Genomic DNA, 25,245 nt, shown 5'->3' with positions numbered 1-25,245 from the left:
CAGCTTGGCGAATTACTAGCTGTCTGGTAGCTGTGGGATCGACGAGGGGGAGCGGCGAGATGGCCGACAAGATTGAAGACGCCGGAGCAGGATTGTGGGAGCCGGTGCGCCCTGCCGAGCCGACGCGGCGCGAGCCGCGCGCATCCGCGCCCGAGCCGTCATCGGACTCGGTTCCCAGCGACGTTCGTAGTCTCTTCGTGGCCCCGGTCGACTCCGGGCCCCTCCAGCAAGTCGCCGGCCAGGCGCCCAGTGCACCCGCCGCTCCGCCGCCGACGACGACCCCAGCGGCTCCGGTACCAGGTCCCAAGACTCCGGTCATCCAGTATCCGGCAGCGCAGCCAGGCCCGATCAACGGCCAGTTCTCGACCTCGCCTGCGATGCCGATGCAGACCTACGAACCTACGAATCGTGGAGGGTCGCTTCCGGATTCACGAACTGGCGTTCCGCAGCCTGTTCAGAATTCGCAGCCTGTTCAGAACCTGCAGCCTGTTCAGAACCTGCAGCCCGGCCCGACGGCGCATTCATCCGCGAGACCGCTCCAGCAACCGCAGGCACCTTTTTCGCCCGGCGTCCATCCGCCCAATCCCGCGATTCGGCAGTTCGGTCATCCCGGCGCTGCGCCGGTGCAGAACGGCCACGCCCTCCAGAATGGTCAGGCCGTGCCGATGGCCCCGCCGACGGCGCCACCTACTCGCGCTCCGATGCCGCAGTCCGGACTCACCTCGGCTCCGGACAGTCGCTTCGAGTCCGCTCTCCCGATGACTGCGCAAGATCTCTCGGCTGCGCTCCTCGTCAAGCGGCCTGTCCGGCCTGCCCCGGTGGGCGGCTGGCGCAAGGCGCTGTACACGTTGTCCGGCCGATCGGTGAACCTCGGAAACGGTGCAAAAGAGCAGCACCTCGTCGAGTTGACGCGCCAGATCAACCAGCCGCTGCAGGGCTGCTACAAGGTTGCGGTGCTCAGTCTCAAAGGCGGCGTCGGAAAGACCACGACCACAGCGACACTGGGGTCGATGTTCGGCTCGATCCGCGGCGATCGCGTCGTCGCTGTCGATGCAAACCCCGACCGGGGAACGCTGAGCCAGAAGATCCCGCTCGAAACTCCGGCAACAGTGCGAAACCTGCTGCGCGACGAGAACAGCATCGAGAAGTACAGCGACGTCCGTGGCTACACATCGCAAAATCGACACCGGCTCGAAGTGCTTGCCTCCGACAGCGATCCAGCAGTTTCAGAGGCCTTCAGCGGTGGGGACTACACGCGCACGGTCGACATGCTCGAGAAGTTCTACAGCATAGTTCTGACCGACTGCGGCACCGGATTGATGCACTCGGCGATGCAGGCCATTCTCGAAGGTGCAGATTCGTTGATCGTCGTCAGTTCCGGTTCCGTCGACGGTGCACGTAGCGCCTCCGCAACCCTTGATTGGCTCGACGCTCACGGTTACAGCAGGCTGGTCGCCACGTCCGTAGCTGTCATCAACGCGGTACGGCCTCGCTCGGGCAAGGTTGATCTGCCGCGGGTCGTCGAGCACTTCGAGCAGCGCTGTCGAGCGGTGAAACTGATTCCGTTCGATCCGCATTTGGAAGAGGGCGCCGAAATCGATCTGGACCGGCTGCGTCCAGGTACTCGGGAAGCGGTGCTGGAGTTGGCTGCGGTGGTTGCGCAGGACTTTCCGGCCTCCCCGTTCGCGTTGACGGGGCGGTAATCGGATAGCCGGGCGAGCCCGGACGCTACGTCGACGCGTCAGTCGGCGGTACGTCCGGACCTTCCGTGCGCTTGCGTCGTGTTTGCTGGTTCACATTCCACAGGAATTCGGGATCGTCATCCGGCCCGCGTACACCGCTCACCGGGGTGCGCGTCGACGGATCGGGCCCGAATGCCTTCCACATCAGAACGATCAATGTCACCAAACCCACCAACGCCAACAGATACAACACGGCGCACCTCCTCAGGGAACTGAAGTCGAGCCTACTCAGTCTCCGCCCCGCTTCACCAGAAGTGGTGCGGACAAGCGTTTCGGCTCAGTGCGCTAGTGCTGTATCTGTCGGGTACTGCAAGATCTCTCGGGTACCGCAAAGTGCTTCGAAGTGAGCTGAAGTTGCTCAGTTGTTGTCTGCTTCGGTGGTCAGCGAGCGCAGAAGCTGCATGACCTCGGTCTCACGGAATCGACGATGTCCTCCTGGCGTGCGAAGCGAGCCCAGTCGTCCTGCGTGTGCCCAGCGGGTCACGGTCTTGGGATCGACATGAAACAATGCCGCTACCTGTCCGGGCGTCATGAGTGCGTCTGCGGCGGTATTGAAGGTTGGTGCGCTCATTGTGAGGTCCTCCATGTTGATGTCGAACGTTTGACGAACAGTGATTCCGAACCGAGCAGTGATTCCGAACTTTGGTTCCGAACCGGTGTGTCGACCAGTTGCCAAAAACCTGCGTCGAGTTTGTTTCGAAGTCCTTCGCTCACATTCGACCGTTTTCTGAGTGGTAGCGCAATGTTTGCACAGATATAGCCGGGTAGTCGATCTTTCAAGAAAAAGTAATGTTTAAGTAAAGGACAAAATGGATATAGCGGGCTCGGTCCCACCTGTATTCGGAATGGGTAACCTGAGAGGGTGAGTCAGTTGTCTGAAAACCCCGAAAATGTTCCTTCTGAGCCGGTCAAGGCCAGTAAACCTTCCGCAAACTCTGGGCAAGCAATGTCGGCTTCCGGGCCGGTGACCAAGGGTCAACTAGCCCGCGACGTGGTGCTGTACTCGGTCGCTCGGCTGCTGCTTGTCGTCGTGATCGGTGCCGTCATCATCGGTGGCGGAAAGCTCGCCGGCACGGACGTTCCCTTGATCGTCGCGGCGCTGTTCGCAGTTCTGATCGCGCTGCCGCTGTCGTTGCTGCTCTTCGCGAAACTGCGCAAGCGTGTCAATGCGGGCATTGCGGCGGTCGACGCCCAGCGTCGGTCCGATCGTGACGATCTTCGCTCCAAGCTGCGCGGAGACGGGCGGTGACCACGGGGTCGCTCGACGTCGACCGTCGGACCTCACGCCAGTGGGTCGACAACGCGGTGCGGTTGATCGAAGCCGACGCGCAACGCAGCGCGGACACTCACCTGCTGCGCTATCCGCTGCCGAGTAACTGGACCGTCCAGCTTTATCTGAAGGACGAGTCGACCCACATCACGGGGAGTCTCAAGCATCGACTCGCACGGTCGCTTTTCCTCTACGCGATCTGCAACGGCTGGGTTACCGAAGAGACCACTGTCATCGAAGCGTCGTCCGGATCGACGGCTGTCAGCGAGGCGTATTTCGCGAAGTTGCTGGGCCTGGATTTTGTCGCGGTGATGCCCGCGAGCACGAGTCCCGCCAAGATCGCGTTGATCGAGGCGCAGGGGGGACGTTGTCATTTCGTGAGCGATCCGTCGTCGATCTACTCGGAATCGCATCGGCTCGCGAGTGAGTTGAACGGTCACTACATGGACCAGTTCACCCACGCCGAGCGCGCGACGGATTGGCGCGGAAACAACAACATCGCCGAATCGATCTTCACTCAGCTCGAACACGAGGAACATCCGATTCCCGACTGGGTGGTCGTCGGAGCCGGGACGGGCGGAACCGGTGCCACGATCGGCCGCTTTCTTCGTTACCGGAAATTCGACACGGGGCTGTGCGTGGTGGACCCGGAGCACTCCGTGTTTTTCGACGCGTGGCGAGCGAGCGATCCGTCGATCGTCGGTACTCGAGGTTCCCGGATCGAGGGCATCGGCCGTCCGCGCGTCGAACCGTCGTTTGTCGGTCAGGTGGTCGACCGAATGATCAAGGTGCCGGACGCAGGCTCGATCGCGGCCGCACGGCACGCCAGCGCGGCCCTGGGGCGCAAAGTGGGCGGCTCGACGGGGACGAACCTGTGGGGAGCTTTTGCGTTGATTGCCGAAATGATGGCGGCCGGGCGCAGCGGCAGCGTCGTCACCCTCCTGTGCGACGGCGGAGAGCGTTACTCGGGGACGTACTACAACGACGAATGGGTGGCGTCGGAAGGGATCGACCTGCTCGGTCCGACGGCAGTGCTGGACGAGTTCGTCCGTTCGGGTGCGTGGACGGCCAGTTCCTGAATCGCCGGCGCCGGACCGTGTGACGGGCGGCTCATCGTCACCCGCGGCCAGGCGTCCAGCCCGGACGACTGCTCGTCCGTTCTGATGCGTATCAGGCCGGGAGAGAGCGTGTTCTCGGCCAGACGCACGAACCCGAGTCGCTCGTAGTACGGCGCGTTCCACGGAACGTCGACGAACGTCGTCAGAGTCACGAGATCGTGGTGATGGTCCGCCGCCCATTCGGTGACGGCGTCGATCAGCTGAGCTCCGAGGCCTTTGCGGGCATGATCGGGGTGAACGGAGACCTGTTCGATATGCGCACCGCCGTCCACGATCTCGACGAGCGCGTACGCAACGGGTACGTCGTTTGCGTCGGTCTGAACCCAGATGTGCTCGGCTGCGAGAAAATCGTTCAACTCGTCGAGCGTCGGCGGTGGATCGTCTGCGATGGCGTCCATCCCGATGTCTCGGAACGGTTCGCCCGCGGCGATCTCGATCTGTTGCAGTGCGGGTAGGTCGGTGGATATGGCCGAGCGGATCACAGAAACCGTTTTACCTCGAGAGTGGAGTTTCTCCCAGCGCTACGCCTTCTGTAACGCAAACCTACGCAACCGTAGGTTGTGTATCGTTTGGTCAAGGGGCACTTCTCCAGCGAGGGCGGACCATGGGCAATCCTGAAGTTTCACTCGACAATTACGAGGCTGTGTACGAGTACTACCGCAGTCATCAGCAGAACCGATTCGTGGCGAAGCTCGCTTATGCCGCATTGGCGCTGAAGTACCGCCCGCGAGTGAGGTACGCGCCGGGTGCGGAAGCTGCGCTGAAGACTCTGCTGGAACGTAAGACGCAGTTGGTCGTGGCGGTCAATCATCTGACCGAGAGCGACCAGTTCACGCTCGCCGCGACCGCGTGGCGTACTCCGTTGCGTCGAGTGATCGGACGGACCCGGGTCCTCGCCAAAGACGAACTCTTCGTTGATCCTTCACAGCGCAAGAAGGTCGACATGATGGGCAGCATCCCGGTTTTTCGCAGCAAGAACTACGGCCTCCGGGCTGTTTCGGATGCCGGCCGAGTGATGATGGACGTCGCGGCCGAGCGTCTGGGCAACGGGGATTGTCTGGCGATTTTCCCGGAAGGGACGTGCAACACCGAAGATCCGACGCGGTTGCAGCACGTCAACAGTGGAATCGGCCACATCATCGCGCGCGCCGAGAAATTGGGATGCTCACCGGCTCTGGTGTCGATCGGGATCAACTACGGTCCGGTGGCCGGCGACGTCAAGGCTGCGAGTGTCTTTGTCGGAATGCCGGTGACCGAACTTCCGGACAAGCCGATGGATATCGCCCGAACTGTGCAGGCGGATTTGCAGGTGGCAGTGAACGGGGCCGTCGCCGGATACTAGGCGCGCCTGTCAATTTTGGTTGACAGATTCCGGTTGTCAACCTAAATTGACATCATGACCGAAGCAACCTCTCTCGCTGCTGCCGCCGGTAGCCCGGATCCCACCGAGGGATTGCGTGCTGTTCGAGCGCTGCGTCGTCTTCTCGAAAAACTCGAGGCCATTCAGGTCGCCAATGCGCGCCGTCACGGATGGTCCTGGCAGGCGATCGCGGAAGCTCTCGAGGTCAGCCGTCAAGCCGTCCACAAGAAATACGCGTCCGCGCAGTCGGAATCGATGCTGCGTTCACTGCGCGAGAAGGGCAGGTAATTGCCATGTTCGAAAGGTTCTCCGCACAGGCTCGAGGCGTCGTTGTCGATGCTGTCGCCTGCTCCGGTCCTGTCACGCCGATGGAACTTCTGACCGCGCTGCTCACCTCTGATCGGGGCATCGCCACCGAGGTGCTCACCGAGTCTGGTGTCACGCTCGACGTGATCCGCCACGCCGGCGCCGGATCGAACGAAGGTAGCTCCAACAATTTCGACGACGACGCCGAGATACTCAAGTCGATCGGCATCGATCTCGATGCGGTTCGGGAGAGTCTCGAGCAGTCCTTCGGCGAAGGTGTGCTGGACGAGACACCTGTGCCGGACGGCGTCGACACTTCTCGCAAGAGCCGATTCGGGTTCCCTCGTTCACGATTCGAGAAGGACTCCAAGAAGGTGTTGGAACTCTCGCTCCGTGAAGCGCTCGCGCACAAGGACAATCGCATCGGTGCCGAACACATCCTGCTCGGCATCCTGCGTGTCGCCGACGGGCCTACCCGTCAGGCCCTCGAAACGCAGGTCACGATGTCGGTGATCCGTGAGCGCTTGGAAGCGAAGATGAATCGCGCCGCCTAGATTCGGCACGGCTCCGCATGCACGGGGCGGGATGTGCCAGCATTCAGACATGACATTTCTGGCACGTCTCATCATCAACGGCATAGCCATCTGGCTGGCGTCGGCGTGGGTCACCGGCATCACGATCGCCAACCACGACAACGGCACCTGGGGCACGGTTCTCGTGATCGCGGTGATCGCTTTGATCTTCACGGTGGTCAACGCGTTCATCAAGCCGGTAGTGCAACTTCTCTCGCTACCGCTGCTCATCCTGACTCTCGGATTGTTCACGCTCGTGATCAACGCCCTCATGCTGATGCTGACGGCGTGGATCTCGTCCGGAACGTCCTACGGCTTGACAGTCGACGGCTTCTGGACGGCAGTCTGGGGCGCGCTGATCATCTCGATCGTGAACTTCCTGCTCAGCGCGTTCGTCCCGGACAACCGTTGAGTCCGTCGACTTTCAGGCGAGACTGAGCGCAACTGCGGTCGCGGCACCCCAGACGAGCATGGCGAGTCCGGTGTCGCGCAACGCGGGGATCAGGGCCATACCCTGCCCGCCCGAACGCAGTGGGGCGTTGGCTCGGATTGCCAGTGGCAACGCCAGCAATCCGAGCAATGCCCACGGAGTGCGCAGGATCAGCAGCAGGGTCGCGACGAACGGGACGGCCAGCAGGATCACGTGCAGCGTGCGGGTCCTGGCGTCGCCGAGCCGGACTGCGAGAGTGATCTTTCCGGACTCGGTGTCGGTCGGGATGTCTCGAAGATTGTTGGCAACGAGCACCGCACTCGAGAACGAACCGATGGCGATCGCGCCGGCCAGCCCGGCCAGATCCACCCGCTCGGCCTGTACGAACTGAGTTCCCAGCACTGCAATCAGTCCGAAGAAGATGAACACGGCGATCTCGCCGAACCCGCTGTATCCGTACGGCTTCTTGCCGCCGGTGTAGAACCAGGCACCGATGATGCAGAACACGCCGACCGCAACCAGCCACCAGGCTGTGGTCGCCGCCAGAACGTACCCGGCTACCGCGGCAACGGTGAAGCAGCTGATCGCCGCGGCCTTCACGGCTCCGGGACTGACCAACTTCGATCCGACCAAGCGCAGTGGCCCGACGCGGTCGTCGTCCGTTCCGCGGATTCCGTCGGAGTAGTCGTTCGCGAAATTCACCCCGACGATCAAGGCCAAGGAGACGATCAGTGCCAGGAGCGCCTTCCACCACACTGCGAGGTCCAGGGACGCCGCGGCTCCGGTGCCGACCAGCACGGGCGCAATCGCGTTCGGGAGTGTGCGCGGCCTCGCGCCTTCGATCCATTGAGCAGCTGTTGCCATACAACGATCTTTGCACTGTGCAATACGATCGAACGCGGTGGATCAGCACATGACTCGAGACGTGAGTGAGCGCGCCAGGTACGCGCAGTCGGGCGAAGACCTGGCAGACATTGCCTTGCTCGGACCCGTTTCGACCAAAGTGGGCGGTCGTCTGGTTCCGTTGCCGGGTCCGCGAGCTCGAACTCTGCTGGTTGCGCTGGCTCGCAATCCGGGTGAGCCACGTACCGCGCAGAGCCTGATCGACGACGTCTGGGGGCTGGAGCCGCCGCGCTCACCGATGAACGCCCTCCACACTCAGGTCTCGCGCCTGCGATCTGCACTCCCGGACGGGGCCCTCGAAGTCACGGCGGCCGGATACCGGCTCACTCTCGCTCGGGAGCGTGTCGACCTGGCCAGGGCAGCGGACGCCGCCCGTGGTCTGCGCACCGTCGGCGCCGACGCGTCCGAAGCGCTCGCCGTCACGACCGCGTCATTGCGCCTGTGGCGCGGTACCCCCGGGAGTGACGTCGTCGGCGACGTTGCAGATCGTCTGGCGCTCGACGCAGGCCGGGTGTACGACGAACTGGAGACGGCGCAGATCGACGCGTTGCTCACATTGGGGGAGTACGCGGCAGCCATTCCCCTGGTGCGCGGACGCCATCTGGCGAGCCCATTCGACGACACAGCGGCCGAGGCGTTGATGCGTGCGCTCGCCGGAGCAGGCCGAGTCAACGAGGCACTCGAAGTGTTCGCGGAGTTCCGCAACCACCTCGCCAATCGCCTGGGCGCTGATCCGTCACCCGCACTGGTGACTCTCAACGCGGAACTTCTCGGGGCACCTGCGGCTACACCGCGGGCCGCGCGTGCGATCGGTCTGCGCGCTGCCCCCAACACCTTGCTCGGTCGCGACAACGACATCGACCAGATCGAATCCTTGCTCGCCCGCTCGCGCGTCGTCACCATTCTCGGACCTGGTGGCGCCGGAAAGACCCGTCTCGCACACGAATTGGGCCTGCGCGGATCCGTGAACCAGCCGGGCGTCTCGGTGGTCCTCGTGGAGTTGGCGTCGTTGCGCAGCAGCGAAGATGTCATCGCGGCCATCGGAGGCACCCTCGGAATCAGCGAATCCGATCTGGCGCCAGGCAAATTGACCGTCGGCCGAACGCATTCGGCGAGAGAGCGACTCAAAGAGGCGCTGTCCGCCGGTCCGATGTTGCTCATCCTCGACAATTGTGAGCACGTGATCGGCGCGTGTTCGGAGATCGTGGCCGAGATGATCGCGGCCGGTCGTCAGCTGACGGTACTGACCACCAGTCGTTCTCCGCTCATGATCAGTGCCGAGGCGGTGTACCCGTTGCCGCCGTTGGCGATCGAAGACGGAACCGGCTCGGCAGTCGAACTCTTCTCGGCGAGAGCCCGTGCGGTGCGGCCGTCTGTTCATCTGGACGTCGACGCGGTCGTCAAGCTGTGTACGACGCTCGACGGACTCCCGCTGGCGATCGAGCTCGCTGCCGCGCGGGTCCGCACCATGAGCGTCGACGAAATCGGTTCGAGACTGCGAGACAGGTTCGCGTTGTTGCGCTCCGATGATCCGACGTCTCCGGATCGGCATCGCACCCTGCACGCGGTGATCGACTGGAGCTGGAATCTGTTGGGCAGCGGGGATCAGATTGCGTTGCGTCGATTGTGCCGATTCCCGGCCGGCTTCACCCTTTCTTCGGCGCAAGCCGTTGCCGGGTGGGGCGAGTTGACCGATGTGGCAAGTGCCGTCGAAGCGCTGGTGAATCAGTCACTTCTTTCCGTCAGCGACGGGCAGGGAGATCTTCGGTACTACATGCTCGAGACTGTCCGTGAATACGGCGAGGAGCAACTCGCCGCGTCCGGGGAGGGACCGGAAGTGATTCGGCGCCTCGACGACTGGGCGATTGCGATCGCCGAGGATGCCGTCGTGCGTGCACGGACGGATCAGCTCCGTCTGATTGCCGACCTCGACGCCGAGCACGACAACCTTCTGGCTGTACTGCGCTGGGCCGTGGAACGCGGCGACGCGGTGACCGTAGCCAACGTCTTCCCCGTCCTTGCGATTCTGTGGGCCGTACGAGGATCGAACTCGGAAATCTCGAACTGGGCGTCGAAGATCGTCGGGGCGACCGCGGACAACGATCTGCGCGACGTGAATGCAGAACTGGTGGGCGCTACGTTCATCCTGGTGGCGATGCATCTCTTCTTCGGAGAGGCCGATCGAAACCATGCCCGTGCGCGGATCCGACTTCGAAAGCTGTTGCGTGAGCGCGATGATCTCGGTCCGTTGTTCGCATTTCTGATCAAGCTGACCACGAGTGGGATCGCCAACCACAAACTTGCGCGGTTGGTGGCCGAAGGCGTTCGCAGTTCCGATCCCGAGACCCGCATGGCGGCGTTGTCCGCGCGTTCGAACATGCGGGAGAACATCGGAGATCTGCGCGGTGCGTTGCTGGACGGGGAGACTCTGTTCGACTACGCCACCAGCATCGGTGACGAGTGGGGTCTGGCGATGGCGGCCCAACATGTCGGGTCGGTTCACAGCCAATCCGCCCGCTATGGCGAGGCCATCGAGTTCTACGCGATCGCGGCGGCGTCGATGGAACGCCTCGGTGCGCGTGACGAGGCGATGCAGCTCATCTGCTTTCAAGCCGGAGCAATGATCGCGGCCGGTGACACCGCTGGTGGTCGGGTGCTTCTCGATCGTGCACGTCCGGCATTGGCGCACTCGGGTGGGACCGGGGCCATCGAAACCGATCAACGGCGCGCAGCGCTCATAGCGAGTATCGCCGAGGCGGATCTCGCGGACGGCCGTATCGACGAGGGCTTGGCTCGGTATCGAGAAGCGCTGGAGCTGTTGGGTTCTGCGATCGAGAACATTTTCGGTGATCCCTTCGTCGTTCTGCTCGGTGCCGCGGCTGTGTGCGCTCACGCAGTTCACGGCAGGCACGAACTGGTGGCAGGCCGCGTTCTGCAGATGAAGGAGTCGAGTGCACTCAAGCTCGATCCCAACGGTTACGCGGACCTGCCGCTCGCGGGTTCGTTGGCGTCGGCGATCGGGTCGTTCGATCTTGTCACGGGCAACATCGAACGCGGAGTCGAACTGATGGCTTTGTCGTTGAAAATGCCGGGGAGACAAGACTTCGTCTCGCTCCATCACGCGCGCCTCTCCGACTTCGCGGTTGGTCTGGTCGGAGCCGACAGGTGGTCTGTGGAAACCGAGAAGGTATCGGGTTACTCACGCAGAGCGGTCCGCGAAGCAGTGTTGGCTGCGCTTCGCGGACCGGTGCTGGATTAGGTCTGGACGATGGTGCGGGACTTATGTCTTGCGCATGTACATCCGCACGGTCAAAGGTGCCATGACGGCAACGATCACCGCGGCGCCCACCAGCGACCACACGACGTGGATACCGAAGTGGCCGTCGTTGGCCAGCTCGCGAACCGCGGTCACCAGGTGTGAGACCGGATTGACGTTCACGAACTTCTGAAGCCAACTCGGCATGGTGGCAGGATCGACGAACGCATTCGACAGGAACGTCAGCGGGAACAGCACGAGCATCGAAACACCCTGCACCGTGGACGCTTTGTTCATCAGCACGCCCATGAGAGCGAAGATCCAGCTGATGGAGAAGGCGCACACCATGACCAGGATCGCGGCAGACAGAATGCCGACCACGCCGCCTGCGGGGCGGTAACCCATCGCGAAACCGACGATGAACGTGATGGTCGTGGCGATGCCGTAGCGCACGACGTCGGCGAGCAATGCACCGGACAGCGGGGCGATACGAGCGATGGGAAGGGACTTGAAGCGGTCGAACACGCCCTTGTCCATGTCCTCACGAAGCTGCGTGCCCGTGACGATGGAACCGGTGATGACGGTCTGGACGAGGATGCCGGGGATGATCGTCGGCAGATATGCCGTCACGTCACCGGCGATCGCGCCGCCGAAGATGTAAGTGAACATCAACGTGAAGATGATCGGCTGGATGACGACGTCGAACAGTTGCTCGGGGTTGTGCTTGATCTTGAGAATTCCGCGGTACGCCATCGTGAACGTGTTCGCGAAGCTCTGCTGCAGGCTGATGCGGCGGGGTGCGGCATCCGGCTGGGCTATCGGCGACCGGGGTTTGGTGAGGGTGGTTGTCATGCGACGCTCCGATCGGAGTCGTTGTCGGACTGGGCGTCGTTGCGTCCACCGTCTTCGGGCTGGTGCCCGGTGATGGTCAGGAACACTTCGTCCAGGCTGGGTTTCTGTACGTTGATCTCGTCGACGGCGATACCTTGCTCACGCAGACGGATCAACAGGTCCGCCGTGATCGACGGGTCGCTCAGCGGGGCGGTGATCCGCCCGACCTCGGGAGTGACACCCACCTCGACGCTCAGCGCAGCGGCGATGAGCGAGCGAGCCTCCTCGGTGCGATCACGATCGACCAGCTTGAGTTGGAGCGAGGAGATCCCGACCGAAGCCTTGAGTTCGTCGGCGGTGCCGTTGGCGATCACGCGGCCGCGGTCGATCACCGCGATGCGATCGGCCAGTTGATCGGCTTCGTCGAGGTACTGCGTGGTGAGCAACACCGTCGAACCCTCGGCGACGAGTCGCCGGATGGTCACCCACATCTGGGCGCGGGTGCGCGGATCGAGGCCGGTGGTGGGCTCGTCGAGAAACAGCAGCGGCGGGCGCGCGATCAGGCTTGCCGCCAGATCCAGGCGTCGACGCATGCCACCGGAGAAGTTCTTCAGCGGTTTGGTCGCGGCCTCGACCAGATCGAACTCCTCGAGGAGTTCGAGGGACTTGGTGCGCGCATCGCGGCGGCTCAGGCCGAGCAGCCGCGAGAAGATCACGAGGTTCTCGGTCGCCGTCAGATCCTCGTCGACGGAGGCGTACTGACCGGTGACGCCGATCAGGGATCGGACCGCGGTGGGTTCACGGCTGACGTCGTGGCCGAAGATGCGCGCCTCACCGCCGTCGGGGCGAAGGAGAGTGGCGAGCATGCGGACGGTGGTGGTCTTGCCGGCGCCGTTCGGCCCGAGGACGCCGAACACCGAGCCGGTGGGGACGGTGAGGCTGACGCCGTCGACCGCGCGGTGCTCGCCGAACTTCTTGACGAGTCCGTCGGCCTCGATGGCAAGAGGCGAAGCTGTGTGGTTCATGGGATGAAGCTTGGCAGACCGATCTTGCATGGACCTTGCGTGGAACTTGCGGTTACTTGCACAGTGCGCGAGGTCGGTGCTCCACAACCGGCAAACAATCCCCAGACGGATCTTGCTTGTCGGTGTGCGGGCGCGGCGGCATCACGCTCGCTGCATGGAGATTCTTACGCGGGCACAGGCTCACCGGGACGGCACCAGCGACGCGCAGTTGCAGCGAGCGGTCAGGCGCGGCGAGCTGCACCGAATCGCAGCGGGGATCTACATGCGCGCCGATCACTTCCGCGAACTCGATGCGAGAGCACGCCACCGCTGCGCTGTCATGGTAGCCACCGAAAGCTGTGGACCAGGCGCAATCGTGAGCCACGCTTCGGCAGCGGTCATGCACGGATTGGATTGCGGCGGATTGCGATTGGACACCGTGCACATGACGCGTAACCGGTGCTCGGGTGGGCGGAAGAGTCAAACCTTGCATCTTCATCCGGCAGTGGTCCCGGCCGAGGAGGTCGTGCTGATCGACGGCGTCGCAACCACGTCGCTTGCGCGAATGTTCGTCGACCTCGCACGGACGACGCCGTTCGAGACCGCCGTGGTGATCGGTGATTGCGCCCTGCGACGTGGGATGAGGCGTGAGAACGTCGACGCTTCGCTCGATCATGCGCGCGGACGGCTGGGAATGAGTCGCGCTCGAGTGGCGGCGACGTTCATCGAACCAGGTGCCGAGAGTCCGGGGGAGTCCATCAGCCGGGTACGCATGCGCGACGACGGTTGGCCGATGCCGACCCTGCAGCACGAGATCCGTCACGGTGGCCGGTTCATCGGGAGAGTCGATTTCTTCTGGAAAGAGCACGGTGTGGTGGGCGAGTTCGACGGGATGGTCAAGTATCGCGGCGACAATCCGGGGAGGGCGGTAGAGCGCGAGAAACTGCGGGAGGACGCGATCCGGGACGCGGGGTTCGAGGTGTTCCGGTGGGTATGGGCGGATCTTCGCGACTTCGAACGTGTCCGCGAAAGGTTCGAGCGGGCTTGCCTCCGCGGAGCCGCGCGCTGATTGTGCAGCCGCGGCGCTGATCAGGCCTGCGGCTGAACAATCGGGCTGCGGCTGCTAGCTGAACCGAGCCACCAGGGCGGCGCGGTCGAGCTTGCCCGGTCCACGCAGGGGGAGCGCGTCCACGACGAAGAGTTCCCGCGGCGCCGCGGTGACGTCGAGTGTCCGCTGAGCATGTGCGCGCAGTTCGTCGAGCGTCGGAGCTTCGCCCTCGGGTACGACCACGGCCACCACCCGCTGCCCCAGCCGCGGGTCCTCGATGCCGATCACCGCGCACTCGCGAACGGCGGGGTGATCGGCCAGCGCGGCCTCGACCACCTGCGGTACGACGGTCAGCCCACCGGTGGAGATTGCCTCGTCCAACCGGCCGGTGATGCGAAGGACCCCGTCGACCACTGATCCGGCGTCGTCGGTCCGGAACCATCCGGGTTCGGCGAAGGCAGGGTGGTCGGGAAGCCCGCGGTACCCGGACGCGAGCATCGGACCGCCCAGCAGTACTCGGCCGTCGTCGATACGAATCTGTGCTCCGGACAACGGGATTCCGTCGTAGACGCAACCCCCGGACGTTTCGCTCATCCCGTAGGTGCGGACGACGGTGATGCCCGCTTCGGTGGCCTGCGCGAGTACCGGTGCGGGAGTAGCAGCGCCGCCGAGCAGAACCGCGTCGAGCGAAGCCAGAGCCTCGACCGCGGTGCGATCACCGAGTGCCTTGACCAACTGCGTCGGCACCAACGAGGTGTAGCGGCGCGGTCCGCTCATCGCGGCGACAGCGCCCGGCAATGCGGCAGGGTCGAAACCCGCACTGACGTCGACGATCACCGGTTGTGTTCCGGCGAGGACACTGCGCAACAGAACTTGCATCCCGGCGATGTGGTGCGGGGGGAGAACCAGTAACCAGGATCCGGTGCCGCCGAGGCGTTCGTGGGTCGCGTCGCCGCTGGCTCGCAGTGCGCTCGCGGTGAGCATCGCGCCCTTCGGGGTTCCGGTGGTCCCCGACGTGGCGACCACCAGCGAGATGCCGTCGTCGATTGGCTGATCGGGGTGCAGAGCGTCGCTCAGTCGGGCCGTCTCGCGTGCGTCGGCCGCCGGGACGGGAAGCACGGCGTCGTGCACGCCGTCCAGGATCTGCGCGATGGCAGGCAGTACCTCGAAGACCGCCTCACCCTGTGGAACGGCCAGTGTGCGAAGAACGTTCACCGGACGTCCGGCCCGGCCAGCGGCCAACCACCGGCAGCCAGATGGCTTCGTACGCGGTCGACGTCGGTTTCGAGTGGCATCTCGTTGGTGATCTTCGTGATGAGGACCTGGATGTCGGTCTTCTCGATGGGCAGATCGCCGTCCTCGATCAACGCATCGGCGACGGCGTCGACCTCGGTTTCGGAGAGTCTGCGAGTGAGGAGCGCGAAAAGTGGGATGTAGTCCTGCTCGGGGACGCCATTGGGATAGCCGGCCCGCAACCAGCCGACTATCGACGTGAGGAAGGGCGGAAGGGCCATGACGTCAGCTCACGTCTCGAACTTCGTTGTCGGTGTCCACGTCTTCGATGACCGGCCACCCACCTGCGCGCAGCCTTTCGGTGACACGATCGACGTCGTCCTCGGACGGCTCCTCGTTGAGGATTCCCTCGATGATGGCGCGGATGGTGTCGTAGTCGACATGGCGGTCCGGCACTTCGTGTGCCGACTCGATGGACATCGAAACGACCTGCTCGATCTCCTCGTCGGTCAGACGACGACGGAGAACGGCGAGCAGCGCAAAATGATCCTTGTCCGGGATGCCCTCGGGATACCCGGCACGCAGCCAGTCGAGCACGCTGCGCAATGAATACTTGCTCAAATCCTCGGCCTCATTTTCGTTTCGGTGGTTTCAGTGGTGTGCCGCGACGACCACTCAGAAGACGTGGATTCCGAACGTGCTGGCCAAGAAGTTCTTCATCAACAACAGTATTCCGGCGAAGATCGTGACGAGCACGACCGCAAAACAGAGGTACGCACCCATTTTACCCAGGGTGGACGGTCCTTCGGTGCCGTCGGCGTTCGGCAGACTCAGCGACTTGAGGCCGAAGGCGAAGATCGCCGGCAGTCCGGCTCCGAAGAGCAGTCCCACTGCCACTACCTGCCAGAGCGAATCGAGGGTATCGGTGAGTAGATGCATTCTCTTGCGCCCCTTTCAGGAGTTGCGAGTGGGTTCGGTGGACGGAGTGGGATCAGCAGTCGGAATCTCGCGAGCCGTCGCATCCGGATTGTCGTCCCATTCGGCGGTCACGTTGGCGGCGTCTACGGGTTCCTTACGCGAACGCAGGTACATGAAGATCGCGAACGCGATGAGGGCAGCGAAGACGACGAGCACGCCGGCCAGGCCGCCGATCAGATGCGCGAGTGCCCAGCAGATGGCGCCGACCACTGCGGCCGACGGCAAGGTGATCAACCAGGCGGCGGCCATCCGGCCTGCGACGCCCCAGCGGACCTCGGCGCCCTTGCGCCCGATGCCGGTACCGAGGATCGATCCGGTGGCGACGTGGGTGGTCGAGAGGGGGAGTCCGAGGTGGCTCGACGTGAGAATGATGGCGGCGGACGACGCTTCGGCTGCCAGACCCTGCGGCGCGGCGATCTCGACAAGGCCCTTGCCCAGGGTGCGGATGATGCGCCAACCGCCCAGGTAGGTGCCGAGAGCGATCGCGACGGCACAGGTGAACTTCACCCAGAACGGCATCTCGGTCTCGGCGGTGATGGTGCCGTGAGCGACCAGGGCCAAAAAGATGACGCCCATAGTCTTCTGGGCGTCATTGGTGCCGTGCGCAAGTGAGATCAATGAGGCGGTGCCGATCTGGCCGAAACGGAAACCGCGCTCACGCTCGTCTTCCTTGACGGATGCGGTGATTCGGTACACGAGCTTGGTACCGACGCCTGCGACCAGGGCCGCGACGACCGGCGCGAGGATCGCGGGGACGACGACCTTGGTCAGAACTCCACCCCACTCGACGCCGCCCATACCGATGGAGGCGATTGCGGCGCCGATCAATCCGCCGAACAGTGCGTGTGAGGAGCTCGACGGCAATCCGAGCAGCCAGGTCGCCAGATTCCAGATGATTCCGCCGACGAGACCGGCGAAGACGATCAGCAGCAGATCCTGCCCACTGACCGCGCCGAGGTTGACGACGCCTTTGGCCACGGTCGCAGCGACCTCGACGGACAGGAACGCACCGACCAGGTTCAGGATCGCGGAAAGTGTGACCGCAACTTTGGGCTTGAGTGCTCCGGTCGCGATGGAGGTGGCCATTGCGTTACCGGTGTCGTGAAAACCATTCGTGAAATCGAACGCGAGGGCGGTGACAACTACCACCAGGAGGATTACGAGCTCTGCGGTCACAACGTGAATTGTGCGTATCGAACGCGTAAAAGTACAGCGAACGGGATGCGAACAGGGGCTCCGCGGAGTACGTCCCCGCGCGTGGGCTGCGGCGCTGCCGTTCGCGATGTGTTCAGCGCCACGAAATCGGAACCCTGTGTGGGACCTCACTTTTTGGTCTCACTCACCGGGAAGGCACATTCGGACCGTTTTAAACGCTGATTACCTACGGGCACCGAGCGCACCGGAACAGGGGTTTCACCCCTGTTTCTCGGTGTCTGTCAGTGAGAAGGAGAGCTCCGACCGTGAAGCCCAACAAGTCCACGAAGCTGATCGTGGCACTCGCCGCGACCGCCGTTCTGGCGTCAGCCTGCGCATCGAATCGTGGTGACGATCCCTACGCCGTCGCTGTCGGCGGACCCGGCGTCAGCGCAGACCTTGCGTCGAGCACATCCGACGCGAAGTTCGGCACCCTCGATTCGCCCTGTGGTGAAGGCGACGCCACCGGCGCAACCGATCAAGGCGTCAGCGACACCGAGATCAAGATCGGGTTCGGTGACGACCGCGGTTATGTGAAGTCTCCTGGGCTGAACAAGGAAATGAGCGATGCGGTGAACGCGCTCATCTCTTGGTGCAACGATCAGGGCGGCATCAACGGCCGCAAGGTTGTCGGTACCGACTACGACGCCGCGATGACGCAGGCCAACTCGGTCATGCAGGAAGCGTGCGCGAGCCAGTTCATGATGGTCGGCTACGGCTTCGCGATGGATCAGACCGCCGAGCAGACGCGTGTCGCGTGCAACCTGGTGTCCGTGCCAGGCTTCACCGTGTCACCCGACGCAGCCAACGGACCGATGACATTCCAGGGTGTCCCGTTCCCGGTCGACTACGCGAACGGTTCGCAGTGGTTCCAGATGGCCGAGATGCACCCCGATCTGGTGAACGACTTCGACGTCGTCAACAGCACGATGCCCACGATCATCAGCTCCACCACGAAGATTCGCTCGATCGCCGAGGCTGCGGGCTTCAAGCTCAAGGATTGCGGCGTCACACTCAACTACGAGGGGGAATCGAGCTATGTGCCGTTCGCCGAGAAGTACAAGGAGTGCGGCGCGAAGGGGATCTGGACGTCACGATCGGCAAGCCCGTCGGAGCTGAACTTCGTGAAGGCCCTCGACCAGGTCGGGATCGATCCCATCTTCTTCGGTGAAGCCACCTGGTACGGCGCGACCGTCTCCGATTGGAACAAGGACACCGGACTGCTCGACAACCTCAACGCGGGCATGACCTTCCAGATGCTCGAGAACGCGGACAAGGTGCCCGCAGTGAAGAAGTACGTCGATCTGGTCTCCGAGCAGGGTGGCAAGACCGCGCTCCTCGGTATGCAGGCGGCGTCGTCCTTCCTGCTGTGGGCGGCCGCCGCGGACGAGTGCGGTAGCGATCTGACGCGTCAGTGCATGGTGAACGAACTCTCGAACATTCACGAGTGGGACGGCGGCGGATTGCACGCCGTCACCGATCCCGGCAAGAACATGCCGGCCACCTGCGGACTCATGACCTCGTTGAAGGGCAGTAGCTACGCGCAGGCGTTCCCGTCCACCGCGGGCGAATTCAAGTGTGACCCCAAGTACCTCGTCGCGACCGACAAGAGCACCTGGGGGACCGAACTCGGCGCTGACCGCGTGTCGACGAAGTACCAGAACGCCAACGTCATCAAGCCGCAGTCCTGATTCTTCCGACTCGGGCGGCGAGCGCCAACCGCCGCCCGAGTCCCTAACGAGGGTTCAGCCATGAACACTTTTGTCACTTTCACGATCCTGGGCCTGGTCCTGGGGTCGGTGTACGCGATCGCCGCCTCCGGGCTGGTACTCACGTACAACACGTCAGGCATCTTCAACTTCGCGCACGGTGCACAGGCAATGCTCGGTGCGTTCATCTACTGGCAGTTGCGCTACGGCTGGGAACTTCCCACCGTCGTCGCTTTGCTGATTTCACTCGTCCTGGTCGGGCCACTGATGGGCCTCGGCCTCTACGTCCTGATCATGAAGGGTCTGCGCGATACCGCCGAGGTCACCAAAATCGTTGTGACGGTCTCGATCCTGCTCGGAATGCTCTCGATCTCGCACTGGTTCTGGCACCCCGAGACCGCTCGGACGATGCAGATGTTCTTCGGCGACCAGTCCAAGATCACGGTGTTCGGCGCGAGCATCCGCTACCACGAGTTGATCTGCATCCTCGTTGCGATCGCCATCGCCGTCGGCCTGCGCATCCTGTTCACGCGCACCCGCGCCGGTGTCGCGATGCGCGGCGTCGTCGACGATCCGGAACTGTTGCGCCTCAACGGCCACAATCCGGAGCGTCTTGCGGCCCTGTCCTGGGCGATGGGTTCGACGCTCGCAGTCCTGGCCGGCATCCTGATCACCCCGATCAGTGGCGGCACACTCGAGGCGAACATGTTGACACTCTTGGTGATCGACGCGTTTGCCGCGGCCATGTTCGGCCGGTTGCGCAGCATTCCGCGCACGTTCGTCGGCGCCGTGGCCCTCGGGCTTGCCGGTACGTACGTATTGGCGTACTTCCCGACGAGTTGGAGTTGGACGTCGAATTTCCGTGTCTCCCTGCCGATGATCGCGCTGTTCGTGGTGCTGATCGTGCTCCCACAGGACCGGTTGCGTGGAGCGGTCACCCGTACTCGCGAGCGTTACCACGTGCCGAGCGTGCGCAAGGCCGTCGTCTGGGGCGTGGCACTGATCGTCATCGTCTACCTGATCCGTCTGCTGATGGTGACCTCCGCCGTCACCACACTGACCATCGGAATGACGTTCGCGATCATCGCGCTCTCGCTCACACTCCTCACCGGCTACGCGGGTGAATTGAACTTGGCGCCGGTGTCTTTCGGCGCTATCGCGACCATCGTGGCCTTCCATTTCGGGATCTCCGGTTCCGGGTTGGCTGCGCACCTCAACCTGTGGGGCATCGTCGTCGGAGTCCTCGTCACCGCAGTCATCGGTGGCCTCGTCGCCCTACCGGCGCTGCGGCTGAGAGGGCTGTATCTCGCGCTGGCAACCATGGCCTTCGGAGTGTTCCTCTCCAACATGGTTCTTCGTGACACCACCGAACACGAGATGTTCGGCATGAAGTACTCGCTGTTCAAGGACGGGAACATCGCCCTCCCTCCGCTGAAGATCGGTCCGCTCGATCTGAGCAACGAGACGGTGTTCCTGATGACCGTGACCGCGCTGTTCTCGGTACTCGGCGTCGGCGTCATCGCGTTGCGTAACAGCGGCTACGGGCGCCGACTCGCTGCGATGAAGGATAGCCCGGCCGGTTCGGCCATGCTCGGACAGAGCCTGGTTCGGCTCAAGCTGAGTGTCTTCATGATCTCTTCGGGGATCGCCGGTCTCGGCGGCATTCTGATGTCGAGCGCCATGGGGTCTGTCTCGGGCGAGAGCTTTGCCATCATGGTCAGCCTCTCGCTGCTCATGCTGACCGTCGTCGCGGGTATCGGATACGTCACCGGCGCCCTGTTCGGTGGACTGATGGCCGGAATCGGGTTTGCGGTCATCATGGTCTCGTTCACCAATCTGGCTTCGGCGCAACCGGAGTTGGAGGGAATGTGGCTGCTCTTCGGCAACATCGCGGCAGTCAGCCCGGCACTGATCGGCATCGGCGTCGGCGCGAACCCCAGCGGAACGGTCCACAGCGTGATCGAGGGCTACCGACGGCTCGCCGGTGCCAAGCCTGTTCTGATCGGCGGCGCCGCAGTCGTTCTGCTGACCTACGTCCTTGCTCTGACCGGTGTACTCGGCAACTGGTGGTTCGCGTCCATCACGATCGCGGTGGTGTTCATGCTGCCGGTGATCGGTGAGATGGTCATGCCCAGCGCGGTTCTCACTCCGGAGGAACTGGCCGCCAAAGCGACAGTCGTTCCCGAGGACATCGGGATCGATGTCCCTTACAGCCCCGAGATCCGTGACGAGATCGACCGCGAACTGGGGATTCCTCAGGACCAGGGTGGCTCGCCGAAGGAGTTGACCGTCCATGTCTGATACACCACTTCTCGAAACGCGCGGTGTGAGCGTTCGTTTCGGTGGACACGTCGCGGTCAAGGACGTTTCGCTCACCGTGCAACCCGGAACGGTGACGGGACTCATCGGACCGAACGGTGCGGGCAAGACGACGCTCTTCAACACCATCACCGGGCTGCAGAAACCCACGTCCGGTCAGGTGTTCCTCGGCGGCGTCGACGTGACGAAGCTACCGCCGCACAAGCGGGCAGGTCGCGGGCTTGCACGTACCTTCCAGCGGCTCGAACTGTTCGTCTCGCTGTCGGTGCGTGACAACCTGCGCGTCGCCGGAGACATCCACAAGGCGAACGGCCGCAACAAGATCGACGTGGACAGCGAGACGGATCGTCTGCTGGAGCTGACCGGGCTGACGGATGTCGCGGACAAGGACGTCGCGGACATCCCCACCGGACGCGCCCGCGTCGTCGAAGTTGCACGGGCGCTCATGACCGACCCGCGAGTGCTGCTGCTCGACGAACCGGCCTCGGGTCAGACCGAGCAGGAAACCGAGGTCTTTGCCGAGATGCTCACCGAACTTGCTGCGGGTGGACTCGGAATCTGTCTGGTGGAGCACGACATTCCGCTGGTGATGAAAGTGTGCTCGACCATCCACGTGCTCGACTACGGCGCAGTCCTCGCCTCGGGTGATCCGGAGAAGATCCGGACAGATCCGGAAGTGATCGCGGCCTACATCGGGACCGAGGAGGAGGCGGTATGACGTCAGCGAAAATTGGCGAGGCGAAAATCGACGAGGGTATACGCAGCCCCGACCGCGCCGAACCGTTGCTCGAACTGTCCGGTGTCCGCGCCGGTTACGGATCCATCGAAGTTCTGCACGGGGTGGATCTGGTACTCGAACCGGGCGCCGTGGTGGCGCTACTCGGACCCAACGGCGGCGGCAAGACGTCGACGCTCAAGATCTGCTCGGGCGTCCTTCCGGTCACCCGCGGCGAGTTCCGGCTCGCGGGCCAGGTCGTGAACGGAGTCGAGCCTTCGGAGTTGGCTCGGCTGGGGGTCTGCTCCATCCCCGAAGGACGCGGGATCTTCGCCAACCTCACTGTGCGGGAAAACCTGTGGATCGCCACCGGAACGGGCGTCGGGCTGGCCGAACTCGAAGAGGTTGCGTACGGCAGGTTCCCGATCCTGGGGGAGCGGCGCGGACAGTTGGCCGGATCCATGTCCGGTGGTGAGCAGCAGATGCTGGCGCTGTCACGGGCACTCGGCACTCACCCGACGGTGCTCCTGCTCGACGAGCTGTCGATGGGTCTCGCACCTCGAATCGTCTCGCAGATGTACGACGTCGTCGGCTCGCTTGCAGCCGAAGGCATTTCCATTCTCGTCGCCGAGCAGTTCGCACGAGCGGTGCTGCCCATCGCGACCTCGGCCGCACTGATGTTGCAGGGACGCGTCGTCAAGACCGGCGATCCACACGACATCGAAAACGAACTTTCTACCAGTTATCTAGGAGGATGACGATGACTACTCTCGCCGAAGATCGCCGTGAGGAATTCAAGAAGAACATCGCAGAGTTGAAGCTGGACAAGAAGCAGGCAGGCGGCGACGCGGCGACGCGCATCGCGGGCCTGGTGCTCATGGTCGTCGGTGTGGTCGGCGCCTTCGTCGTCTACATCTCTTCGCTGACGCTCTCGGACCTGCGGGATCTGGTGTCGTACCAGATCCTCACCGTGGTTTTCCTCGCCCTGACAGTGGTCGGTGCCGCTCTCTTCCTGGCCGCATCGGTGGCAAAGGTGCTGCGGCTGTGGCTGGTTCGCCAACTGCTCGAGGGCCAGGCACAGACAGATCAGATCTCGCAGGCGTTGAGCACGCGCAACTGATCTTTGTGAAGAACCGAAAGATGCCCGCCACGAAAGTCGTGGCGGGCATCTGTCATTGCTCGGCTACAGCGGTGTCTCGGCTACAGCGGTGTCTCGACTACGCGGACGGTGGCCGGGAATCGCGTCGGATGGGATGGTCCTCCGGGATCTGCACCATCACGATCGGTGTCCCGTCCGGGTCGGCGATCCACATCTCGTGTAGACCCCACGGTTCCTGTCTTGCCTCGCGCGCGATCTTGACCCCGGCGAGAACCAGTTCGGTCTGAACGGCAGTGAGGTCCCGGACCTGCAGCCAGATCGCGCCGCGAAAGCCGCCCTCGCCGGTGCCGCCGTGCGCAGCGACTTCGATCAGCCCTTGGCCGGCGAAGAAGACTGTGCCGCCGGGATATTCACGAGCGATCGCCAGACCGAGGGTGTCTCGGTAGAAGCTCAGCGTTCGTTCGTACTCGCTCGGGCGCAAAATCGTCCGACTGCTCAGAATCTCCACGTCCGACCTCCCTCTCGCACCTACTGTGTCAGAAATACCAGGGATATGGTGACCAGTCGGGATCACGCTTTTCGAGGAACGAGTCACGACCCTCGACGGCCTCGTCGGTCATGTACGCCAAACGTGTTGCCTCACCGGCGAACAGCTGCTGGCCGACCAACCCGTCGTCCTGCAGGTTGAACGCGTACTTGAGCATCCGCTGTGCCTGCGGCGACTTGCCGTTGATCTTGCCGGCCCAGTCGATCGCGACGTTTTCGAGTTCCGCGTGGTCGACAACCTTGTTGACCGCGCCCATCTGATGCATTTCCTCGGCGGTGTACGTCTCACCCAGGAAGAAGATCTCGCGAGCGAACTTCTGGCCCACCATCTTTGCCAGATAGGCGCTGCCGTAGCCGCCGTCGAAGCTTCCGACGTCGGCGTCGGTCTGCTTGAACCGTGCGTGCTCGCGGCTGGCGAGCGTCAGGTCGCACACCACGTGCAGGCTGTGGCCGCCGCCCGCAGCCCAGCCGTTGACCAGGCAGATCACGACCTTCGGCATGAAGCGGATCAGGCGCTGGACCTCGAGGATGTGCAGGCGCCCGGCGCGTGCTTTGTCGACGGTGTCCGCCGTTTCACCTTCGGCGTACTGGTAGCCGCTGCGACCACGGATGCGCTGGTCTCCGCCGGAGCAGAACGCCCAACCGCCGTCCTTCTCGCTGGGTCCGTTGCCGGTCAGGAGCACCGCTCCCACGTCGGAGGTCATCCGGGCGTGATCGAGCGCGCGGTACAACTCGTCGACGGTGTGCGGGCGGAACGCATTACGCACTTCCGGTCGGTCGAAGGCGACGCGAACGGTGCCTTGACTGACGTGCCGGTGGTAGGTGATGTCGGTGAGGTTCTCGAATCCGGGGACAGGGCGCCAGAGCTGCGGGTTGAAGGTCACCTGAGCCACGATAGAGGCACGGCTCGCGCGTCTAACGGATACCTGAGGTAGAACACGTTCCCGGGCGCGCTAACGTGCAGGTCATGAGCGAACAAACCGCAGACGGCACGGAGATCGTCACAGACGGTGAGAAGCGGGGCGGATTTCCACGGTTCCGGCACACTCCCGCAGGTCCGGACTTCGGCCGCTTCGTCGAAGCGATGCGCAGGTTGCAGGACCTTGCCGTCTCGACCAATGTTCCCGACGACGTACTCGCAGACATCGCTACGCAAGCCGAGGAGCTTGCCGATCGGTTGACTCCGTACGAGGTCCCGGAAGGCAAGTCGCCCGCAGGCTCGAACATCCAACTGCCCGGACGCGGCAGCCTCCTCATGCTCCCGTGGATGGTCGAGAAGTTCGACACCGAAGGAGTCCGCAGTACCGGCGTCTTCCGTCGCTACCACCTGGGCGGCAACGGCGCCGCTCACGGCGGTGTCCTGCCCTTGCTGTTCGACGACGTCTTCGGGATGACGGTCCACGCGGGTGGCCGTCCGATCTCCCGCACCGGCTACCTCCACATCAATTACCGCGCGATCACTCCGCTCAATCAACAACTGGTGATCGAGGGGCAGGTGGATCGGGTCGAGGGTCGCAAGACTTTTGTCAGCGCGCGCCTGACCGATCTCGACGGCAAGCTCCTCGCCGACGGTGAGGCGCTCATGATCGAACTGCTTCCGGGACAGCCCTGA

The 25,245-nt window shown here is 63.5% G+C and carries 28 protein-coding genes; 15 read left to right on the top strand and 13 right to left on the bottom strand.

What is annotated here, in order from left to right; genetic code table 11:
• Nucleotides 1-59: 59 nt before the first annotated feature.
• Entirely contained in the window at nt 60-1,703 is a 1,644-nt protein-coding gene (locus ATN37_RS30955) for an AAA family ATPase (protein WP_218696063.1), read from the top strand.
• Between the two features lie 25 nt (nt 1,704-1,728).
• On the opposite strand, the gene ATN37_RS30950 is transcribed toward ATN37_RS30955, so the two are convergent.
• Both ATN37_RS30950 and ATN37_RS30945 read right to left on the bottom strand, forming a co-directional pair.
• A complete protein-coding gene (locus ATN37_RS30950; RefSeq protein WP_003941996.1) occupies nt 1,729-1,935 on the bottom strand; it encodes a hypothetical protein in 207 nt (68 codons plus the stop codon).
• A gap of 165 nt (nt 1,936-2,100) precedes the next feature.
• Entirely contained in the window at nt 2,101-2,313 is a 213-nt protein-coding gene (locus ATN37_RS30945) for a BldC family transcriptional regulator (protein ID WP_003942029.1), read from the bottom strand.
• Between the two features lie 375 nt (nt 2,314-2,688).
• Here ATN37_RS30945 and ATN37_RS30940 point away from each other — a divergent pair, with 375 nt between their 5' ends.
• Nucleotides 2,689-2,991: a DUF4229 domain-containing protein gene (locus ATN37_RS30940; protein WP_256933582.1), complete on the top strand. Its 303-nt coding sequence runs from the start codon at nt 2,689-2,691 to the stop codon at nt 2,989-2,991.
• On the top strand, nt 2,988-4,091 hold the full coding sequence (locus ATN37_RS30935; protein WP_063314765.1) for a PLP-dependent cysteine synthase family protein: 1,104 nt from the start codon (nt 2,988-2,990) through the stop codon (nt 4,089-4,091). Before ATN37_RS30940 ends, ATN37_RS30935 begins: the two co-directional genes overlap by 4 nt.
• Here ATN37_RS30935 and ATN37_RS30930 read toward each other — a convergent pair.
• Nucleotides 3,989-4,612 carry a GNAT family N-acetyltransferase gene (locus tag ATN37_RS30930; protein ID WP_063314764.1) on the bottom strand — a complete coding sequence of 208 codons (624 nt, stop codon included), beginning with the start codon at nt 4,610-4,612 and terminating at the stop codon, nt 3,989-3,991. The two genes, ATN37_RS30935 and ATN37_RS30930, sit on opposite strands and share 103 nt — an antisense overlap.
• A 122-nt stretch (nt 4,613-4,734) precedes the next feature.
• On the opposite strand from ATN37_RS30930, the gene ATN37_RS30925 reads away from it, so the two are divergent.
• From ATN37_RS30925 to ATN37_RS30910, 4 genes are read left to right on the top strand one after another with little or no spacing between them, the layout of a single operon-like run.
• Nucleotides 4,735-5,472, top strand: coding sequence for a 1-acyl-sn-glycerol-3-phosphate acyltransferase (locus tag ATN37_RS30925; RefSeq protein WP_054828445.1), 738 nt, complete (start codon nt 4,735-4,737; stop codon nt 5,470-5,472).
• 54 nt (nt 5,473-5,526) lie between these two features.
• A complete protein-coding gene (locus tag ATN37_RS30920; protein ID WP_003941869.1) occupies nt 5,527-5,778 on the top strand; it encodes an HTH domain-containing protein in 252 nt (83 codons plus the stop codon).
• A 5-nt stretch (nt 5,779-5,783) separates the two neighbouring features.
• Nucleotides 5,784-6,350: a Clp protease N-terminal domain-containing protein gene (locus ATN37_RS30915; protein WP_218696062.1), complete on the top strand. Its 567-nt coding sequence runs from the start codon at nt 5,784-5,786 to the stop codon at nt 6,348-6,350.
• A 49-nt stretch (nt 6,351-6,399) separates the two neighbouring features.
• Nucleotides 6,400-6,780 (top strand): phage holin family protein, encoded by a 381-nt coding sequence (locus ATN37_RS30910; RefSeq protein WP_003941998.1) that lies wholly within the window; start codon nt 6,400-6,402, stop codon nt 6,778-6,780.
• Between the two features lie 12 nt (nt 6,781-6,792).
• Here ATN37_RS30910 and ATN37_RS30905 read toward each other — a convergent pair whose 3' ends face one another.
• Complete coding sequence (locus ATN37_RS30905) at nt 6,793-7,662, bottom strand: 1,4-dihydroxy-2-naphthoate polyprenyltransferase (protein WP_218696061.1); 870 nt, start codon at nt 7,660-7,662, stop codon at nt 6,793-6,795.
• A 49-nt stretch (nt 7,663-7,711) separates the two neighbouring features.
• Here ATN37_RS30905 and ATN37_RS30900 point away from each other — a divergent pair, with 49 nt between their 5' ends.
• Entirely contained in the window at nt 7,712-10,960 is a 3,249-nt protein-coding gene (locus ATN37_RS30900) for a BTAD domain-containing putative transcriptional regulator (RefSeq protein ID WP_218696060.1), read from the top strand.
• 21 nt (nt 10,961-10,981) lie between these two features.
• Here ATN37_RS30900 and ATN37_RS30895 read toward each other — a convergent pair whose 3' ends face one another.
• Together ATN37_RS30895 and ATN37_RS30890 are read right to left on the bottom strand one after the other, a co-directional pair.
• Nucleotides 10,982-11,809: an ABC transporter permease gene (locus tag ATN37_RS30895; protein WP_003941848.1), complete on the bottom strand. Its 828-nt coding sequence runs from the start codon at nt 11,807-11,809 to the stop codon at nt 10,982-10,984.
• Nucleotides 11,806-12,813 (bottom strand): daunorubicin resistance protein DrrA family ABC transporter ATP-binding protein, encoded by a 1,008-nt coding sequence (locus ATN37_RS30890; protein WP_003941960.1) that lies wholly within the window; start codon nt 12,811-12,813, stop codon nt 11,806-11,808. The genes ATN37_RS30895 and ATN37_RS30890 overlap by 4 nt, the downstream gene beginning before the upstream one ends.
• Nucleotides 12,814-12,967: 154 nt before the next feature.
• Here ATN37_RS30890 and ATN37_RS30885 point away from each other — a divergent pair, with 154 nt between their 5' ends.
• Nucleotides 12,968-13,861, top strand: a complete 894-nt coding sequence (locus tag ATN37_RS30885) for a hypothetical protein (protein WP_256933581.1) — start codon at nt 12,968-12,970, stop codon at nt 13,859-13,861.
• 54 nt (nt 13,862-13,915) lie between these two features.
• On the opposite strand, the gene menE is transcribed toward ATN37_RS30885, so the two are convergent.
• From menE to ATN37_RS30860, 5 genes are read right to left on the bottom strand one after another with little or no spacing between them, the layout of a single operon-like run.
• Nucleotides 13,916-15,055: an o-succinylbenzoate--CoA ligase gene (gene menE / locus ATN37_RS30880; protein ID WP_218696058.1), complete on the bottom strand. Its 1,140-nt coding sequence runs from the start codon at nt 15,053-15,055 to the stop codon at nt 13,916-13,918.
• The gene (locus ATN37_RS30875; protein ID WP_003941976.1) at nt 15,052-15,354 is read right to left on the bottom strand and encodes a DUF3349 domain-containing protein; all 303 of its coding nucleotides are present in this window, start codon (nt 15,352-15,354) and stop codon (nt 15,052-15,054) included. Before ATN37_RS30875 ends, menE begins: the two co-directional genes overlap by 4 nt.
• A gap of 4 nt (nt 15,355-15,358) precedes the next feature.
• Nucleotides 15,359-15,694, bottom strand: a complete 336-nt coding sequence (locus tag ATN37_RS30870; RefSeq protein WP_003941853.1) for a DUF3349 domain-containing protein — start codon at nt 15,692-15,694, stop codon at nt 15,359-15,361.
• 54 nt (nt 15,695-15,748) lie between these two features.
• On the bottom strand, nt 15,749-16,012 hold the full coding sequence (locus ATN37_RS30865) for a hypothetical protein (RefSeq protein ID WP_003942079.1): 264 nt from the start codon (nt 16,010-16,012) through the stop codon (nt 15,749-15,751).
• 15 nt (nt 16,013-16,027) lie between these two features.
• A complete protein-coding gene (locus ATN37_RS30860; protein WP_063314761.1) occupies nt 16,028-17,227 on the bottom strand; it encodes an inorganic phosphate transporter in 1,200 nt (399 codons plus the stop codon).
• A 284-nt stretch (nt 17,228-17,511) separates the two neighbouring features.
• Here ATN37_RS30860 and ATN37_RS30855 point away from each other — a divergent pair, with 284 nt between their 5' ends.
• From ATN37_RS30855 to ATN37_RS30835, 5 genes are read left to right on the top strand one after another with little or no spacing between them, the layout of a single operon-like run.
• Nucleotides 17,512-18,936: an ABC transporter substrate-binding protein gene (locus ATN37_RS30855; protein ID WP_063314760.1), complete on the top strand. Its 1,425-nt coding sequence runs from the start codon at nt 17,512-17,514 to the stop codon at nt 18,934-18,936.
• 60 nt (nt 18,937-18,996) lie between these two features.
• The gene (locus ATN37_RS30850) at nt 18,997-21,255 is read left to right on the top strand and encodes an ABC transporter permease (RefSeq protein ID WP_218696057.1); all 2,259 of its coding nucleotides are present in this window, start codon (nt 18,997-18,999) and stop codon (nt 21,253-21,255) included.
• Nucleotides 21,248-21,991 carry an ABC transporter ATP-binding protein gene (locus tag ATN37_RS30845; protein ID WP_007728482.1) on the top strand — a complete coding sequence of 248 codons (744 nt, stop codon included), beginning with the start codon at nt 21,248-21,250 and terminating at the stop codon, nt 21,989-21,991. The genes ATN37_RS30850 and ATN37_RS30845 overlap by 8 nt, the downstream gene beginning before the upstream one ends.
• Nucleotides 21,988-22,746, top strand: a complete 759-nt coding sequence (locus ATN37_RS30840; protein ID WP_054187821.1) for an ABC transporter ATP-binding protein — start codon at nt 21,988-21,990, stop codon at nt 22,744-22,746. Before ATN37_RS30845 ends, ATN37_RS30840 begins: the two co-directional genes overlap by 4 nt.
• 2 nt (nt 22,747-22,748) lie before the next feature.
• Complete coding sequence (locus tag ATN37_RS30835; RefSeq protein WP_003942018.1) at nt 22,749-23,108, top strand: hypothetical protein; 360 nt, start codon at nt 22,749-22,751, stop codon at nt 23,106-23,108.
• 97 nt (nt 23,109-23,205) lie between these two features.
• Here ATN37_RS30835 and ATN37_RS30830 read toward each other — a convergent pair whose 3' ends face one another.
• Nucleotides 23,206-23,595: a VOC family protein gene (locus tag ATN37_RS30830; protein ID WP_003941917.1), complete on the bottom strand. Its 390-nt coding sequence runs from the start codon at nt 23,593-23,595 to the stop codon at nt 23,206-23,208.
• 28 nt (nt 23,596-23,623) lie between these two features.
• Complete coding sequence (locus ATN37_RS30825; protein WP_024487301.1) at nt 23,624-24,517, bottom strand: 1,4-dihydroxy-2-naphthoyl-CoA synthase; 894 nt, start codon at nt 24,515-24,517, stop codon at nt 23,624-23,626.
• A gap of 83 nt (nt 24,518-24,600) precedes the next feature.
• Between ATN37_RS30825 and ATN37_RS30820 the strand changes: the two genes are divergently transcribed.
• Nucleotides 24,601-25,245 (top strand): PaaI family thioesterase, encoded by a 645-nt coding sequence (locus tag ATN37_RS30820; protein ID WP_037129937.1) that lies wholly within the window; start codon nt 24,601-24,603, stop codon nt 25,243-25,245.

The organism is Rhodococcus sp. MH15 (assembly GCF_019266045.1).
Taxonomy (GTDB): Bacteria; Actinomycetota; Actinomycetes; order Mycobacteriales; family Mycobacteriaceae; genus Rhodococcus_F; species Rhodococcus_F qingshengii.
The sequence above is the reverse complement of the archived record's forward strand: the minus strand, read 5'-3'. Positions and strand labels throughout refer to the sequence as shown.

Excerpts from the sequence above, each read along its gene's own strand:
- ATN37_RS30910 (WP_003941998.1), top strand. The coding sequence starts at position 6,400 with ATGACATTTCTGGCACGTCTCATCATCAACGGCATAGCCATCTGGCTG.
- ATN37_RS30820 (WP_037129937.1), top strand. The coding sequence starts at position 24,601 with ATGAGCGAACAAACCGCAGACGGCACGGAGATCGTCACAGACGGTGAG.
- ATN37_RS30920 (WP_003941869.1), top strand. The coding sequence starts at position 5,527 with ATGACCGAAGCAACCTCTCTCGCTGCTGCCGCCGGTAGCCCGGATCCC.
- ATN37_RS30865 (WP_003942079.1), bottom strand. The coding sequence starts at position 16,012 with ATGCATCTACTCACCGATACCCTCGATTCGCTCTGGCAGGTAGTGGCA.
- ATN37_RS30835 (WP_003942018.1), top strand. The coding sequence starts at position 22,749 with ATGACTACTCTCGCCGAAGATCGCCGTGAGGAATTCAAGAAGAACATC.
- ATN37_RS30955 (WP_218696063.1), top strand. The coding sequence starts at position 60 with ATGGCCGACAAGATTGAAGACGCCGGAGCAGGATTGTGGGAGCCGGTG.
- ATN37_RS30905 (WP_218696061.1), bottom strand. The coding sequence starts at position 7,662 with ATGGCAACAGCTGCTCAATGGATCGAAGGCGCGAGGCCGCGCACACTC.
- ATN37_RS30900 (WP_218696060.1), top strand. The coding sequence starts at position 7,712 with ATGACTCGAGACGTGAGTGAGCGCGCCAGGTACGCGCAGTCGGGCGAA.
- ATN37_RS30875 (WP_003941976.1), bottom strand. The coding sequence starts at position 15,354 with ATGGCCCTTCCGCCCTTCCTCACGTCGATAGTCGGCTGGTTGCGGGCC.
- ATN37_RS30895 (WP_003941848.1), bottom strand. The coding sequence starts at position 11,809 with ATGACAACCACCCTCACCAAACCCCGGTCGCCGATAGCCCAGCCGGAT.
- ATN37_RS30845 (WP_007728482.1), top strand. The coding sequence starts at position 21,248 with ATGTCTGATACACCACTTCTCGAAACGCGCGGTGTGAGCGTTCGTTTC.
- ATN37_RS30945 (WP_003942029.1), bottom strand. The coding sequence starts at position 2,313 with ATGAGCGCACCAACCTTCAATACCGCCGCAGACGCACTCATGACGCCC.
- ATN37_RS30850 (WP_218696057.1), top strand. The coding sequence starts at position 18,997 with ATGAACACTTTTGTCACTTTCACGATCCTGGGCCTGGTCCTGGGGTCG.
- ATN37_RS30940 (WP_256933582.1), top strand. The coding sequence starts at position 2,689 with ATGTCGGCTTCCGGGCCGGTGACCAAGGGTCAACTAGCCCGCGACGTG.
- ATN37_RS30915 (WP_218696062.1), top strand. The coding sequence starts at position 5,784 with ATGTTCGAAAGGTTCTCCGCACAGGCTCGAGGCGTCGTTGTCGATGCT.
- ATN37_RS30885 (WP_256933581.1), top strand. The coding sequence starts at position 12,968 with ATGGAGATTCTTACGCGGGCACAGGCTCACCGGGACGGCACCAGCGAC.
- ATN37_RS30925 (WP_054828445.1), top strand. The coding sequence starts at position 4,735 with ATGGGCAATCCTGAAGTTTCACTCGACAATTACGAGGCTGTGTACGAG.
- ATN37_RS30840 (WP_054187821.1), top strand. The coding sequence starts at position 21,988 with ATGACGTCAGCGAAAATTGGCGAGGCGAAAATCGACGAGGGTATACGC.
- ATN37_RS30890 (WP_003941960.1), bottom strand. The coding sequence starts at position 12,813 with ATGAACCACACAGCTTCGCCTCTTGCCATCGAGGCCGACGGACTCGTC.